General features: G+C 70.5%; 12 protein-coding genes and 1 tRNA gene. 3 read left to right on the forward strand and 10 right to left on the reverse strand.

The genetic code is table 11. The features are described from left to right. Nucleotides 1–83: 83 nt before the first annotated feature. The 8 genes from AB0I77_RS52705 to AB0I77_RS52740 form a co-directional block, all read right to left on the reverse strand. Nucleotides 84–779, reverse strand: a complete 696-nt coding sequence (locus AB0I77_RS52705; RefSeq protein WP_363290187.1) for an LPXTG cell wall anchor domain-containing protein — start codon at nucleotides 777–779, stop codon at nucleotides 84–86. A 138-nt stretch (nucleotides 780–917) separates the two neighbouring features. Then, nucleotides 918–1,421 carry a hypothetical protein gene (locus AB0I77_RS52710; RefSeq protein ID WP_363290188.1) on the reverse strand — a complete coding sequence of 168 codons (504 nt, stop codon included), beginning with the start codon at nucleotides 1,419–1,421 and terminating at the stop codon, nucleotides 918–920. Nucleotides 1,422–1,463: 42 nt separating this feature from the next. Beyond that, the gene (gene pth, locus AB0I77_RS52715; RefSeq protein ID WP_363290189.1) at nucleotides 1,464–2,060 is read right to left on the reverse strand and encodes an aminoacyl-tRNA hydrolase; all 597 of its coding nucleotides are present in this window, start codon (nucleotides 2,058–2,060) and stop codon (nucleotides 1,464–1,466) included. Between the two features lie 75 nt (nucleotides 2,061–2,135). Beyond that, entirely contained in the window at nucleotides 2,136–2,729 is a 594-nt protein-coding gene (locus AB0I77_RS52720) for a 50S ribosomal protein L25/general stress protein Ctc (RefSeq protein WP_363290190.1), read from the reverse strand. A gap of 195 nt (nucleotides 2,730–2,924) precedes the next feature. After that, a complete protein-coding gene (locus tag AB0I77_RS52725) occupies nucleotides 2,925–3,905 on the reverse strand; it encodes a ribose-phosphate diphosphokinase (RefSeq protein ID WP_363290191.1) in 981 nt (326 codons plus the stop codon). A 139-nt stretch (nucleotides 3,906–4,044) separates the two neighbouring features. Further along, nucleotides 4,045–5,493: a bifunctional UDP-N-acetylglucosamine diphosphorylase/glucosamine-1-phosphate N-acetyltransferase GlmU gene (glmU, locus tag AB0I77_RS52730; protein ID WP_363290192.1), complete on the reverse strand. Its 1,449-nt coding sequence runs from the start codon at nucleotides 5,491–5,493 to the stop codon at nucleotides 4,045–4,047. A gap of 126 nt (nucleotides 5,494–5,619) precedes the next feature. After that, nucleotides 5,620–5,695, reverse strand: a tRNA-Gln gene (locus AB0I77_RS52735). Between the two features lie 14 nt (nucleotides 5,696–5,709). Beyond that, nucleotides 5,710–6,570: a hypothetical protein gene (locus AB0I77_RS52740; RefSeq protein ID WP_363290193.1), complete on the reverse strand. Its 861-nt coding sequence runs from the start codon at nucleotides 6,568–6,570 to the stop codon at nucleotides 5,710–5,712. A gap of 167 nt (nucleotides 6,571–6,737) precedes the next feature. Between AB0I77_RS52740 and AB0I77_RS52745 the strand changes: the two genes are divergently transcribed. Further along, nucleotides 6,738–8,045 carry a histidine kinase gene (locus AB0I77_RS52745; RefSeq protein ID WP_363290194.1) on the forward strand — a complete coding sequence of 436 codons (1,308 nt, stop codon included), beginning with the start codon at nucleotides 6,738–6,740 and terminating at the stop codon, nucleotides 8,043–8,045. A gap of 37 nt (nucleotides 8,046–8,082) precedes the next feature. On the opposite strand, the gene AB0I77_RS52750 is transcribed toward AB0I77_RS52745, so the two are convergent. Beyond that, a complete protein-coding gene (locus tag AB0I77_RS52750) occupies nucleotides 8,083–8,577 on the reverse strand; it encodes an SUKH-3 domain-containing protein (RefSeq protein WP_363290195.1) in 495 nt (164 codons plus the stop codon). A 102-nt stretch (nucleotides 8,578–8,679) separates the two neighbouring features. Next, nucleotides 8,680–9,312, reverse strand: coding sequence for a YwqJ-related putative deaminase (locus AB0I77_RS52755; protein WP_363290196.1), 633 nt, complete (start codon nucleotides 9,310–9,312; stop codon nucleotides 8,680–8,682). 399 nt (nucleotides 9,313–9,711) lie between these two features. Between AB0I77_RS52755 and AB0I77_RS52760 the strand changes: the two genes are divergently transcribed. Both AB0I77_RS52760 and AB0I77_RS52765 read left to right on the forward strand, forming a co-directional pair. Further along, nucleotides 9,712–10,800 (forward strand): SMI1/KNR4 family protein, encoded by a 1,089-nt coding sequence (locus AB0I77_RS52760; RefSeq protein WP_363290197.1) that lies wholly within the window; start codon nucleotides 9,712–9,714, stop codon nucleotides 10,798–10,800. Nucleotides 10,801–10,808: 8 nt separating this feature from the next. Then, nucleotides 10,809–13,886, forward strand: coding sequence for an SUKH-4 family immunity protein (locus AB0I77_RS52765; protein WP_363290198.1), 3,078 nt, complete (start codon nucleotides 10,809–10,811; stop codon nucleotides 13,884–13,886). Nucleotides 13,887–14,029 lie beyond the last annotated feature (143 nt).

The following is a 14,029-nucleotide window of genomic DNA, read 5'->3' on the forward strand; positions in this document are numbered from 1 at the left end:
CGCCCCCCACATTCACATGGGGGGGACCCCCCGCGCTCCTTACCCCGGGGGCCCACCGCCCTTTCCGATGTGGCAGATCCGGGTCAGGCCCGGCGGCGGCGGACCACCAGGTAGCCGCCCGCCGCGACCAGCGCCGCGGCGCCGCCCGTCAGCAGGCCAACCGGGGCACCGTTGCCGGTCTCGGCGAGGTCGCCGTCGCCGCCCTGCGCAGGGGCCCCCGAGGCGGGCGAGGTGCTCGCGGCCGGGTCGGCGGTGGATGAGCCGCCCGGCGTGGCCGACCCGGAGGCGGAAGCGGAAGCGGAGGCGGAGGCGGAGGGGGAGGTGGACGGGGAGGCGGAGGCGGACGTGGTCGGTGTCGCGGTGGAGCCGTCGTCCTCGCAGTCCGTCCAGAACACCTTGTGCTTGGCGGCGCCGTTCTCGCCCTCGAAGTTCCAGAACAGCTTGTAGTGGCCGTCGGGCAGCGACAGGTCCTCCGTCCGGCCGTGACCGTCGGCGTCCAGTGCGATGGCACCGGTCTTCACGGTCTCGCCCTTGACCTCGGCCGTCGGGGCCCAGGCCTCGATGTGCCAGTCGACCTGCTGGACGGCGTCGAAGCCGAAGGCGTCGAGGTAGAAGGTGCAGACGTGGGGCTCGTTCTTGCGGAGCTCCTCGCCGGTGGTGGCGTCGTGGATCTTCACGGTGCCGTTGTCGCCAGGGGTTACTGCGTGGGCGGCCGGCGTGATCAGGAACGCGGCCGTGGCGACGGCGGACAGTACGCCGGCGCGGCTGAGGGTACGCATGAGGCAGGAGTCCATCTTCGAGATGTGAAAGGGAAGATGTGGAGGGGGCGGCTCAGCATCCAGCCCTAACTCACCGCCGGTCAATCACGAAATGGGCACGAATGAAACCAACTTGGAAAATCGGACAGCCAAGTCCTCTCAGACCACCACGAAAGCGGCGGTGAGCAGCGCGACCCCCGACCCCGCCATCACCCACGCCACCCGCGTCCGCCGCAACCCACCGGCCACCACCACCGACGCGAGCAGCAGCGCCCCGCCCATCGGCACCCAGGCGTAGAGCATCCCCGCGGGACCGGAACGGATGACGGTGTCGGTGCCGGGCTTCACCACGACGCTGTACGTCTGCCCCTTCCGCACGGCCACCGTGTTCTCGATGACGACGCTCTCACGAGCCCTCGACCCCACCGACACGGGCGTGTACGGCCCCGTACAGCTGTCCGCACCGCACCGCGTCACCTCGACCGCGCCCCGCTCCCGCCCCTTGGTGAGCATCACGTACTGAGCACTGCCCCAGGACCCCCACACACCGGCGATCAGGATCAGCGCCGCGACCGTACCCATCGCCGCGATCCGCCCGAACCGCAGCGCGGTGACGGAGGCCTGGCGCGAGGGGGTGGCTGTGGCTGGCATGGCCGGGATCATTGGCCATGGTGCTGCGGTCGGTCAACCTGGCCGGGCGACAAGTCACGAGTTGTACGTGCTTTGCGCCCGCTCCAGCCCCTCGATGACAAGGGCCTCCACCGCGTCCGCCGCCCGGTCCACGAAGTAGTCCAGCTCCTTGCGCTCCGCTGCCGAGAAGTCCTTCAGCACGAAGTCCGCGACCGGCATACGCCCCGGAGGCCGCCCGATCCCGAACCGCACCCGGTGATACTCCGCGCCCATCACCTTCGTCATCGACTTCAGCCCGTTGTGCCCGTTGTCCCCGCCGCCGAGCTTCAGCCGCAGGGTGCCGTAGTCGATGTCCAGCTCGTCGTGCACGGCGACGATGTTCGACACGGGCACCTTGTAGAAGTCCTTGAGCGCGTTCACCGGCCCGCCCGACAGATTCATGTACGACATCGGCTTCACCAGGATCACCCGCCGGTTCCCCGGCCCCGGCGGCCCGATCCGCCCCTCGACGACCTGCGCCTGCGCCTTGCCGGCCCGCTTGAACCTGCCCCCCATCCGCTCCGCGAGCAGATCGGCGACCATGAAGCCGACGTTGTGCCGGTTGGCCGCGTACTCGGGCCCCGGATTGCCCAGCCCCGCGATCAGCCAGGGCGTGGTGGCATCGGTCGTCACGTGCGTGTCTCCTTGATACGCGCCAGCCGCCGCTCCCGGCGGGAACAGCGGCTGACGAAACGATGACGGTGCGGATCAGGCCTCGGCGGCCTCGCCGCCCTCGCCCTCGGCCTCACCGGCGGCCTCTTCCGCCTGCGCGGACAGGACCTGAAGGACGACCGCGTCCTCGTCGACCGCCAGGATGGTGCCGGCCGGGAGCGGAACGTCCTTGGCGAGGATGGAGTCGCCGGCCTCCAGGCCCTGGATGGAGACGGTGACCGACTCCGGGATGTGGGTGGCCTCGGCCTCGACCGGAAGCGCGTTCATGACGTGCTCCACGAGGTAGGCGCCCGGCGCCAGCTCGCCCTCGGTGTGGACGTAGATCTCGACGTTGACCTTCTCGCCGCTGCGGACCAGCAGCAGGTCGACGTGCTCCAGGAAGCCCTTGATCGCGTCACGCTGCACGGCCTTCGGGATGGCCAGCTGGGTCTTGCCCTCGATGTCCAGGGCGAGCAGGACGTTCGGGGTGCGCAGGGCCAGCAGCAGCTCGTGGCCCGGCAGGGTGATGTGGATGGGTTCGCCACCGTGGCCGTAGACGACGCCGGGAACCTTGCTCTCACGGCGGATGCGGCGCGCGGCGCCCTTGCCGAACTCGGTGCGGGTCTCTGCGGCAAGCTTGATCTCGGCCATGCTCTTCACTCCTCGTATGGTGAGAAACGGACTGGTCACCCGGCCACGAACGGCCTGCTACGAAGAGCGCGTCGATAACGGAGCGCCGACACCTGCGCGAACAGGTACGGCCTCCCTCGCCGAGCAACTTGTGCAGTCTACTCGGCTGGGGAGGCCGTACCCAAAAGGATCTACGTCCGTGCTCGTCCGTGCTCGTCAGTGCTCGTCGAACAGGCTCGTTACCGAACCGTCCTCGAAGACCTCACGCACCGCGCTCGCGATCGTCGGCGCGATCGACAGCACCGTGATCTTGTCCAGGTCGGCGCCCAGTTCACCCGGCGTCGGCAGCGTGTCCGTGAAGATGAACTCGCTCACCCGGGAGTTCTTCAGCCGGTCCGCCGCGGGGCCGGACAGCACACCGTGCGTCGCGGTCACGATGACGTCCTCGGCGCCGTGCGCGAACAGGGCGTCCGCGGCGGCGCAGATCGTGCCACCCGTGTCGATCATGTCGTCGACGAGGACGCAGACCCGGCCCTTGACCTCACCCACGACCTCGTGGACGGTCACCTGGTTCGCCACGTCCTTGTCGCGCCGCTTGTGCACGATCGCGAGGGGCGCGCCGAGCCGGTCGCACCAGCGGTCGGCGACCCGCACCCGGCCCGCGTCCGGAGACACGACCGTCAGCTTGTCCTTGTCGACCTTCGTGCCCACGTAGTCCGCGAGCAGGGGAAGGGCGAAGAGATGATCCACAGGCCCGTCGAAGAAGCCCTGGATCTGGTCCGTGTGCAGGTCGACCGTCAGGATCCGGTCCGCACCCGCGGTCTTCATCATGTCCGCGATCAGACGCGCCGAAATCGGTTCACGTCCGCGGTGCTTCTTGTCCTGACGGGCGTAACCGTAGAACGGCACGATGACGGTGATGGAGCGGGCCGACGCACGCTTCAGCGCGTCGATCATGATCAACTGCTCCATGATCCACTTGTTGATGGGAGCCGTGTGGCTCTGGATCAGAAAGCAGTCCGCACCGCGGGCCGACTCCTGATACCTGACGTAGATCTCACCGTTGGCAAAGTCGAAGGCCTTCGTCGGGACGACCCCGACACCCAACTGATGGGCGACCTCCTCGGCAAGCTCGGGGTGGGCGCGGCCGGAGAAGAACATCATCTTCTTCTTGCCGGTCGTCTTGATCCCGGTCACAGCACTGTCTCCTCGGAGGTGTCTCAGCTGGGGTGTCGAGACGGCGACTCGGCTGGTCGCGAGCGGCCGTCCCAGAGCTGGGGGGGGGTGCGGGTGGGCACTTATCACGGTACGCCGTCCCAGGCGCACCCGTTTCCGGTCAGCCTTCGCCCTCGCCCTGACGGGAGGCCGCCTCGGCCGCCTTCGCCGCCGCGCTCCCGGGACGCTTACGAGCCACCCAGCCCTCGATATTCCGCTGCTGACCGCGGGCCACGGCCAGCGAACCGGGCGGCACGTCCTTCGTGATGACCGAGCCGGCCGCGGTGTACGCGCCGTCCCCGACCGTGACAGGAGCCACAAACATGTTGTCCGAACCAGTACGACAGTGGGAGCCGACCGTCGTGTGGTGCTTGTCCTGCCCGTCGTAGTTCACGAACACACTGGCGGCACCGATGTTCGTGTACTCGCCGATGGTGGCATCACCGACATAGGAGAGATGCGGAACCTTCGTCCCCTCCCCGATGGCGGCGTTCTTGGTCTCCACGTACGTCCCCACCTTGGACCTGAGGCCGAGCCGCGTACCGGGCCGCAGATAGGCGAACGGCCCGACACTCGCCTGCGGACCGACATCGGCCCCGTCGGCGACGGTGTTGTCGACGCGAGCGCCGGCGCCGACGCGGGTGTCGGTGAGGCGACTGTTGGGGCCCACCTCCGCGCCCTCACCGAGGTGCGTGGAACCGTGCAGCTGGGTTCCCGGGTGGACCGTGGCGTCCTGCTCGAACGTGACGGTGACATCGACCCACGTGGTGGCGGGATCGATGACCGTGACGCCGGACAGCATGGCCCGCGTCAGCAGCCGGTCATTGAGAATCCGGCGCGCCTCGGAGAGCTGCACCCGATTGTTGATCCCCGCGATCTCACGGTGATCGACGGCCACGGAGGCCCCCACCCGATGACCGGCCTCGCGCAGAATCCCGAGGACGTCGGTCAGGTACTCCTCACCCTGACTGTTGTCCGTACGGACCTTCCCGAGCGCATCGCCGAGGAGTTGCCCGTCGAAGGCGAACACCCCCGAGTTGATCTCACGGATGGCCCGCTGCGAATCGGAGGCGTCCTTGTGCTCGACGATCGCGGTGACGGCCCCGGAGGCACCGTCGCGCACGATACGGCCGTACCCGGTGGCGTCCGGCACCTCGGCGGTGAGCACGGTGACCGCGTTGCCGTCGGCGGAGTGGGTGGCGGCGAGGGCCTCGAGGGTCTCACCGGTGAGCAGGGGAGTGTCCCCGCATACGACGACCACGGTCCCCTCGACGGACCCGCCGAGCTCCTCCAGCGCCATCCGTACGGCATGCCCGGTGCCGTTCTGCTGCGCCTGCACCGCCGTCCGGACCTCGGCGTCGGTCTCGGCGAGATGCGCGATGACCTGCTCACGGGCGTGACCCACGACCACGACCAGGTTCTCGGGCCGCAACTCACGCGAGGCGGCGAGCACATGGCCCACCAGGGAACGGCCACAGATCTCGTGCAGGACCTTGGGTGTGGCCGACTTCATACGGGTGCCCTCACCCGCTGCGAGAACGACGACGGCTGCCGGGCGAATGGCGCTCACGGGGTTGCCCTTCGGCTTTGGATGCGGTGGGGGTGGACATCCGCAGGATACCGGGGGGTTTCGTGAGGGTTATGGGTGTGGGTCCTGACTGTGCTGTCAGGGCCCGAACCGGGGTCTTGTGTTGTGTGGCTCCCCCGCAAGGATTCGAACCTTGTCCTACTAGATCCAAAATCTAGTGTGCTGCCAGTTACACCACGGGGGACAGCGCCTCAGACTTTACCGGAGTCGCATAGCGGCGCCAGCAGCTAGTGCGTTCCACCAGCCCTCGATGCGGCAGTACGGCTCGGCTCCCTGCCGGACACGGACGACGAGGCAGCCACGATAGCTGTCGCCGATGTTCTTGCGAACTGTCTTGGGGTTGTGCTTCTTGAGCGTTGTCCGTTGCAGAGCGGATACGTCGATGTCGACGAGGTCGGCCCAGTACTGCTCGGCGCCGACTACGTCTGCGCTCTCGTGGATCATGACGCGGAACCCGAGGCGTTCATGGGCCACACCCAGCAAGTCGAGCCAGGCGAGGAAGACCTGGATCACTGCGGGGTCGCTGTTAACGAAGTTGACCACTTCGCGGCGCTGGTACGGCTTGCTCTTCTGTCCCTCGGCCCAGTAGAGCGCGATGCCGGCCATGAACAGGTCTCGGTCGGCGAGTTCGCCGATCTCCTGAGCGGCGCTCTGCTTGACCCGCTTGCGTTCCTCGTCCTGCGCGTTGCGCAGGCGTGCCAGCCCAGCCTGCATGAGCTCTCGATGTTCCTCCGGCGTGTAGCGCGGCTCCGGCTTCGGTAGATCCCGAACCCATAGTGAGACCGAGCTCCTGGAGCAGCCCAGCTCCGCCTCGATCTGGTCGTAGGTCCAGCCCTGAAGCCGCAGCTCCCGCGCCCTCTCCCGCAGTTCGTCCTTCGCGTTCGGCCGCTTCGTCCACTCCGGGGGCGGCTCCCCCTTCACCAGCTGGTTGAGGATGTCGTTGTTGAAGATCTTCAGCTCGTCGCGGATCTGCCGAAGGCTGTAGCCCTCGCGCCGCAACGCGACCGCCCGCTCCCGCAACCCCTCGAAGTCCGCGTACTTGCCAAGTGAATGTGCCATACGCATACCGTCCAGGCGGAATCCGATCTTCCAGGGTCGAACGGTGAGCGATTCAGCAGTTCGAGGGATTTCGGGCCGTATCGTCGCCGTTCGGTCACGGAGTGTGGTGTAGGCCAGTCGCGGAAACTCACCGGAAAACGGCCGCCCGGCGCCCGTAGGCTGGAGGCATGACCACGACGGGGGAAGACCACATGACGGCCTGGGGAGGCCCGTGGTGGTGGGCGAGGTGGCGTAGCGCGGTGCTGGACGTGAGTCTGGCGGTGGTGTCCGCGGTGGAGTGTGCGGGAGAGGGGATCCCGTTCGCGCGTGACGCGGGGATTCCGTCGGCGGCGGGGGTGGTGTTCGGGCTGTTGGCCGGTTCGGTGCTGGTGTTGCGGCGCCGGTGGCCGATCGCCGTCGTACTGGTGTCGATCGCGATCACGCCCGCCCAGATGGGCTTCCTGATGGGCATCGTCGGCCTGTACACGCTGGCCGCGTCCGAGCTGCCGCGGCGGATCATCGGTTCGCTGGCGGGGATGCAGCTCGTGGGGACGTTGATCGTGACGTTCGTGCGGGTGCGGCAGGACATGGCGCGGGGGGATCTGACGCTGGGGGACTGGTTCGTCCCCTTCGCTTCGATCGCGACGTCCTTGGGGCTGACCGCGCCGCCCTTGCTGCTGGGCCTGTATGTGGGCGCTCGGCGGCGGCTGATGGAGAGCTTGCGGGAGCGGGCGGACAGTCTGGAGCGGGAGCTCCAGCTGCTCGCGGAGCGGGCCGAGGAGCGGGCCGAGTGGGCGCGGAACGAGGAGCGGACCCGTATCGCGCGTGAGATGCACGACGTCGTCGCGCATCGGGTGAGTCTGATGGTCGTGCATGCCGCCGCGCTTCAGGCTGTTGCTCGCAAGGATCCCGAGAAGGCCGTGAAGAACGCCGCGCTGGTCGGGGACATGGGGCGGCAGGCGTTGACCGAGCTGCGGGAGATGCTCGGGGTGCTGCGCAGCGGGAACGGCGGGTCTGTGCGGCGGGAGAGTGTGCCGTTGGCGGCGGTGGGGATGGCCGCGGCTGTGGCGGCTTCCCGGGCGGTCGATGACGGGAACGGCGCGGACGGGCCCTGCCTGTCGGACTTGGATGTGTTGGTGGGGCAGTCGGCGGCCGCGGGGATGGTCGTCGATCTGTCCGTGGAGGGGGAGGCGCGGCCGTATGCGGCGGAGGTCGAGCAGACGGCGTTCCGGGTGGTGCAGGAGGCGTTGACGAACGTCCACAAGCACGCGGCGGGGGCGAAGACCCGTGTGCGGCTCGCGCATCGGGAGTCGGAGATCGCGATGCAGGTGGAGAACGGGCCGCCGCCGGAGGAGATGTCGTCGGCGCGGTTGCCGTCCGGCGGGAACGGTCTGGTGGGGATGAAGGAGCGGGTCGTGGCGCTGGGCGGGGTGTTCGTGTCGGGGCCGACGGAGGCGGGGGGTTTTCGGGTGTCGGCGGTGATTCCGGCGTCGTAGCGCCGTAGGTGCGTAGGTGGCGTGCGTAGGTGGCGTTTCAGTCTGCTGTCAGGCGGGTCGGTTCGATGCCGGAGACGAGTCCGGTGAGGGCTCGGTCCAGGTCGGGGCCGATGTACCAGTCGCCGGTGTGGTCGAGGACGTAGACGCGGCCTTCGGTGTCGATGGCGAGGAGCGCCTGGCTGTCGGTTTCGGCGCCGAGGGGGCAGACCTCGGTGTCGAGGGCGCGGCCGAGGTCGCCGAGGGTGCGGGCCAGGTGGAGGCCGTGCAGCGGGTCGAGATGGAGCGTGGTGGGGGCGATCTGGCGGCCGGGGCCGGTGGGTGCGATGTGGAGTCCGCCGAATTCGGCCCAGGCTTCGACCGCGGCGGGGAAGACGGCGTGCCGGTGCCCGGCGGGTGAGGTGTGGTCGCGGAGTGCGTCGGCCCAGATTTCGGCTTGTTTTATGTCCCAGCGTCCGGGCTGCCAGCCGGCGGCGCGCAGTGCGGCGTCGACGGGTACGGAGAAACGTGTGGTGGAGGTGCGGTCGGGGTGCATCTGCCCTTCGTTCGTTCGGTTTCGCGCTGTGGTGCGTGGTGCGTGGTGCGTGGTGCGTCGTATCTGTTCTGTCGTGCGGCGTGTCTGTTCTGTGGTGGGGTGTCAGCCGTCTGTCGTCGTGGAGTCGACGATGCGGACGCCGAAGTGGGCGCTGAGGGCTGTGCAGGCGCGGCAGGGGGCGGCGAAGCTGCCGTGGAGGGGGTCGCCGTCCTCGCGGATGCGGCGGGCGGTGAGTTTGGCCTGCTTGAGGGTCTTGCGGGCCTCGCCGTTGGTCATCGGTCTGCGGGCGGCGCGCTTGCTGCGGGCGGCGTCGGCGGCGGCGATGTGACGGGAGATGAGCATGGTTTCCGCGCAGCGGCCGGTGAAGCGGTCGCGCTGGGCGGTGGGCAGGGTGTCGAGGAAGTCCTGGACGAGCGGGTGCAGGGCGGGGGGCTGGTCGCCGCGGGCGGCGGTGCCGGTGAGGGTGGCGCCGCGGACGGAGAGGGCGGCGGCGACGGTGGGGAGTATGCCGTCGCGACGGTGGCGCAGGGTGGGTGCGGGCGGGGTTTCGCTGCTGCTCCAGCCGATGCGTGGATCGCCGGATGTGCCGGTGTGTTCGCCGGAGCGTCTGTCGGTGTGCGTGCCGTTCCGGGGATCGCCGGGACTTCCCGTGCGGGCGCCGGTCCGGGAGTCGCCGGACGTGCCTGGTCGCTGTCCTGCGTGCGGTCCCGTCTGCGTCGCGTTCATGATCGTCATCCCCTCCCGAGCTTCCCCCGGACGACACAGAGTGCCAAATGGCGTGGCAGGTGGGGAAGCTGGGGCGGTGCGACACGCCCGGGTTTGGGCGGGCTGTCACGACGGGGTGACGGCTGGTCACGGAAGCGGAGGGGTGCTGACCGGTGCCCGGTGACCGGTCTCGTCGTACCGCATAGGCTGTCGGCACCGCGATCCGTGGGGATCCATGGGATCGGAGCGGTCGACGCGTGGAGACAGGTCAAGACAAGTCGGAACAGGTCAAGACACGTCGTGACAGCCGTAACAGTGTGACAGCGCGTAACACATAACAGCGTGACAGCCGTGACAGACGAATACGGGCCGTAGTGAGCCGGAGCTGGTCACTAGGGGTCGTACAGAATGCCGCAGGGGGCAACCGCCATGACGACAGGTCGGCTCGGGCAGCAAGCCGCGCCGCCGAACGCGGCCTACGCCGGGCAGGTCGTGCACTTCCCGGATCCGGTCCGGGCGGCGCGTCACCCGAGAGGGGTACGGGTTGACGATCGCGGCTACCCCGACTTCTCCGCGTACGCGCGTGCGGCCGCGGAGATCGCCGAGCCCCCGGAGGGCTTCGGGGTAGACGAGTTGCGGCTGACGGACTACGTGTCGGCGAACGCGGCGCTTTCGGCGAGCGGGCACGAGTTGTGGGACACGGTGCCGGCGGTGGCGACGCCGCACGGCTGGACGTGGCATCACGTGGTGGGCGGCCGGCGGCTGGAGTTGGTTCCGGTCGAGGTGAAGGCGCTGCTGCGGCACCACGGTGGCATCGCGACGACGGCCGTGGACCACGACAAGAGGGGAACGCGGCCGCTTCAGGAGACCCGTCCCGCGCACTTCGGGCTGCCGAAGTCGGGTGTGGCGGTGACCGAGTCGCAGGTGCTGGGGGTCGAGGAGGACCTCGGGTACCGGCTGCCGGGCGCCTACCGGTCGTTCCTGAAGGCGGCGGGCGGGAGCGCCCCGGTGGGGGCGGCGCTGGACGCGGAGTTGGGCCTGCTGGTCGACCAGCCGTTCTTCACGGTGCGGGACGAGGCGGCGGTCAACGACCTCGTGTACGTCAACAAGTGCCTGCGTGACCATCTGACCAAGGACTACCTGAGTGTCGGGTTCGTACAGGGCGGTTTGCTGGCCGTGAAGGTGAAGGGCGAGCGGACCGGTTCGGTGTGGTTCTGCGCGTACGACGACGCGCGGGACGTGGATCCGTCGTGGCCGCCGGCCGAGCGGGTGGAGCGGCTGCTGCTGCCGTGCGGTGAGGACTTCGACCAGTTCCTGTCGCGACTGGCGGGTAATCCGCCGGAGTTGGAGACGGTGGCGAACCTGATGGTGGACGGGGGGTTCGCGCGTCCGGTTCCGGTCGGTTCGGGGTCCGCTGCGTCTTCGGGGTCCGCTGCGTCTTCCGTGTCCTCGGCGTCTTCGGCGTCTTCGGCGTCTTCGGCGTCTTCGGCGTCTTCTGTGTCTTCGGTGGGGGAGTGAGCTGGCCGATGGTGACGTTCGCGCAGGCGCAGGAGCGCGCTGAAGAGTGGATCAACGGGGATGTGCCGTCGTACCAGCACCGTGAGGTGCGGGTGCGGGAGTTCGACCTCGGGTTCGTGGTGTGGGCCGAGGACCGTGCGGACGGGCCGCGTTCGGACGGGGGCATGCAGCGGCTGGTGCTCGCGCGGGACAGCGGGGAGGCAACGCTGTGGCCTTCGTTGCCGGTGGGCGAGGTGATTCGCCGGTACGAGGAGGAGTACGGCCGTGCGGCTGGGGGCGAGGAGCCGGCGGCGGCGCCTGCTCCGGCCCGGGTCGATCTGAATCAGACGTCCTTCTTGTTGAGTCCGCCGGAGTGGTTGCAGGAGGCGGCGGACAAGTTGGGGATTCCGGATCGGCGGGGAGCGGGGGCGGCTGCCGCCGGGGGGCCCGGAGGTGAGAGGGCGCTTCCTGAGACGCAGGCTGGGGTGTCTGGGGGTGCGGGGGCGAGGCCGGGTGCGGGGGCTGAGGCTGCTGCTTCGGCTCCGGGCGCGTCGGGTGCTGCGCCGGCGTCTGCGGCTCCGGGTGCGCCGGGAATGCCGGGTGCGCCTGCTGGGGCGACGCCGTGGACCGGGACCGACACCAACGCGGATGCCGGTGAGGACCGTTCGGTGCCGCTGCCCGCGACCGTGTTCGCGCCGCCGCTCAGCGGCGCCGACGACGAGACTCCGCCGCCCGAGGCGACGCCGGACGCCAAGACAGCGCTGATGTCGGGCGGCAGCCAGCTCCCACCGACGGCGCTCGCTCCGGCGCTCGATGACGCGAACGCACCGGGTGCACAGGGCAACAGGCCCGCGCCTCCGGCGGCGCCGGGTGCGGATTCGTATGGGTATCCGCAGGGTGCGGGTGGTTCGGGGGCTCCTGGTGGGCCGCCGTCCTCGGGTGTTCCTGCGGCGGGGAGTCCGCTGCCGCCGCCTTCGCCGGGTGGGTCGTCGTATGGGTATCCGCAGGGTGCGGGGGTGCCGGGTACGCCGCCTTCGGGTGTGGGGGCGGGAAGCCCTCCTTCGCCGCCTCCGCCGGGTCCGTCGTCGTACGGCTACCCGCACGGGCTCGACGGTGGTGCGGGGGCGCCGCAGGCTCCGGCCTCCGGTTCCGGTGTTCCGGCTCGGCCGCTCGCGCCGAATGCCGGGGACATCGCCGATGCCGCGACGAGCAAGGCCGGGCCTCCGCCGCGTCGTGCGCGGGGCGGGTCGAACCCACCGCCTCCGCCGAGTGCCCCCGGAGCGCCGGGTGCGCGTCCGGCGGGTACGCCCGCACCGTCCGGGCCCGGTGCGCCGGGTGCGTCGGCGGGCGGGTACGTGCCGACGCAACTCGTGTCGGCGCTGGATCCCAACGGTCCGGGGCCCGCGGGCGGACCGGGGACTCCTCGTGGACCGGGCGCGCCGCAAGCTCCCGGCGCGCCGCCTCCTCCCGGCGCGCCGCCTCCTCCCGGCGCACCGAACCCGCCTGGTACGCCGCCTCCTTCCGGTGGTCCAGGTACGCCCGGCGGTACGCCCCCGGGTGGTGTTCACCATGCGGCCACGATGCTTGCCGACCCGGGGCGGGTGGGTCCTGGTGGTGGCGTGCCGAGGCCTCCGGCCGCCCCGGGTATGCCCGGTGCGCCGGGCGCTCCGGGAGCTCCGAACGGCCAGAGCGCGCCTGGCACCCCAGGAGCGCCGCAGCATCCGGGCGCCCCGGGCCCTCCGGGCATGCCTGGCGCGCCCGGCGCACCTCAGCCTCCAGGCGCTCCAGGCGCTCCGGGTGCACCTGGGACCCCTGGCGCCCCTGGCGGCCCGGGCTCGCACGGCTCGTCCGGAGGTGCGCGTGGGGCCGTGCACCACGCGGAGACCGTGCTGTCCGCGCCCCCGGTGGGCGCGCCCGGCGCACCTCCGCCACCACAAGCCCCCGGCGCCCCAGGAATGGCTCCGAGCGGTCCCCCCGCCGCGCCTCCGGGCGCACCGCAACCGATGCCGCCCGGCGCGATGCCGCCGCCGGGTGCCATGCCTCCGCCCGGTGGGATGCCGCCTGGCGCGATGCCGCCGCCTCCGCAGCCCGTGCCCGGGCAGCAGGCGTCGTACGGCTATCCGCCGCAGGGGCAGCCGACGGTCGGGCCGGGGTATCAGGCCGTACTGCGGTACCGCGCGCAGGACGGGTCCGAGCAGCAGCTGATCCGGCGTTCGGCGCCGGGTACGCCGCACCCGGAGTGGCAGATCTTCCACGAGCTGCGGACGATGAACGTGCCGCCGGACCAAGTACTGGAGCTGCACACCGAGTTGGAGTCGTGCGAGCTACCGGGTGCGTACTGCGCGCGGATGATCCGGGAACAGTGGCCGCAGGCGCGGATCGCGAGCATCGCGCCGTACGGCACGGATCACGCGAGCCGGCAGCAGGGCATGCGGCAACTGCTGGCCCACCAGGGCGAGTTGCACCAGGTGGCCGACGGGCCGGCCCGTCCGGCGCCCATCCGCGCGCCGCTTCCGCAGGTGCAGCCGGCGCCGCCGATTCCGCCGGAGGCTGTGGCGCAGGAGCTGGCGGGGGCGTTCGGGCCGGGGATCTTCCGGTTCGAGCAGGCCGCGGTGTCCCGGCAGGGCGTGCCGCCGGTCGTGGCGCATTCGCTGGTGGTGGCGGGGCTGCCGATGGACATGGGGCCGTTCTTCTGGGCGCAGGCCCAGCCGGGGCGGCCGGTGCCGACGCTCGCGGAGCTGGCGGCCGAGCGCGGGGTGCAGCCGGCCGCGGACGCGGGCTCGTACCTCGTCATGGGCAGCGACTTCGGCAAGGCGATCTGCGTGCAGTACGGCACGGCGAACATCGTCGCCGTACCCGTGGAGGCCGGGCCGGGCGGTGCGCCCGTACCGCCGCAGTTCGTGAACACGGGGCTGCCCGAGTTCCAGCGGTGCCTGGCGCTGCTCGGGCGGATGTGGCGGCTGCGGTTCGGGCTGAACCAGGAGCAGGCGGGCCGTTGGACCGTCGACTTCCAGGGCCAACTGGCCTCGCTCGATCCCGCCGCGCTGGGTTCGCCGGAGAGCTGGTGGTCCGTGCTGCTGGAGCAGATGTGGGACGGGTTGTTGTGACGCGTCGCCGCTGCTGACGCGTGCTGGTCGGCGAAGGGCCGGGCCCGGTCGGCGGTTTCTAGGGGTCGTCGCAACACGTGGTCGGTTTGATCAGGCCGTGAGTAGTTTATGCAGGCGCTCGGCTGGGGTTTCCCAGCCGAGCG

The organism is Streptomyces sp. NPDC050619, assembly GCF_040654815.1.
In the GTDB taxonomy this organism is placed as follows: Bacteria; Actinomycetota; Actinomycetes; order Streptomycetales; family Streptomycetaceae; genus Streptomyces.